This is a genomic window from Streptomyces alkaliphilus, from assembly GCF_014141535.1.
Taxonomy (GTDB): Bacteria; Actinomycetota; Actinomycetes; order Streptomycetales; family Streptomycetaceae; genus Streptomyces; species Streptomyces alkaliphilus.
The window spans coordinates 1-539 of sequence record NZ_VKHT01001671.1; the positions used below are offsets into that span (position 1 = coordinate 1).

The following is a 539-nucleotide window of genomic DNA, read 5'->3' on the forward strand; positions in this document are numbered from 1 at the left end:
GTCCCAGGCCCGGGCCACCCCCTCCGAGAGCAGGTGCCCGCCGATGCCCCGCCCCCGGAAGTCCGGCAGCAATCCGAAATACGAGATCTCCACCGCGCCTGCCGACTGCCCCTCCAACTCGATGAAGCCCGCGGGGGTGTCGTGAACGTACGCCACCAGGGTCTCCACGGCGGGGCGCTCCAGAAAGACCCGCCACCGCTCGCGGTCCCAGGACAGGCGGTCCGTCCAGCTCACGTCCCCGCCCACCGCCGTGTAGAGGAAACGGCTGAACTCGGGGGAGGGGACCCGCGCCCGTGCGACGCGCACCCCCTGCGCGGGATCGGGGGCGGTCGCCGGGCGCGGGTCCGTCGGCGAGGTCTGTTCGAGATACCAGGTGACCACCTCCACCCCGTTCGTTCCGTCCGGCCCATCCCGTTCGTCGGGTCCCCCGGCACCGCCGGGTACCCGCTGTTCACCGCGCGGATCGATCGAACCGTTCACACGGTCATCCCAGCACACCCCCGCCGGGTGCGTTCCGCCGGCCGCCGAACGGCCCCATC

1 protein-coding gene is annotated in these 539 nt (G+C 72.7%); it reads right to left on the bottom strand.

All coding sequences use genetic code 11. The annotated features are described in order from the left end of the window. Positions 1–381 (bottom strand): GNAT family N-acetyltransferase (locus FNQ90_RS26250; RefSeq protein ID WP_182608568.1); only part of this gene is annotated, 381 nt, incomplete at its 3' end. Between the last annotated feature and the right edge of the window lie 158 nt (positions 382–539).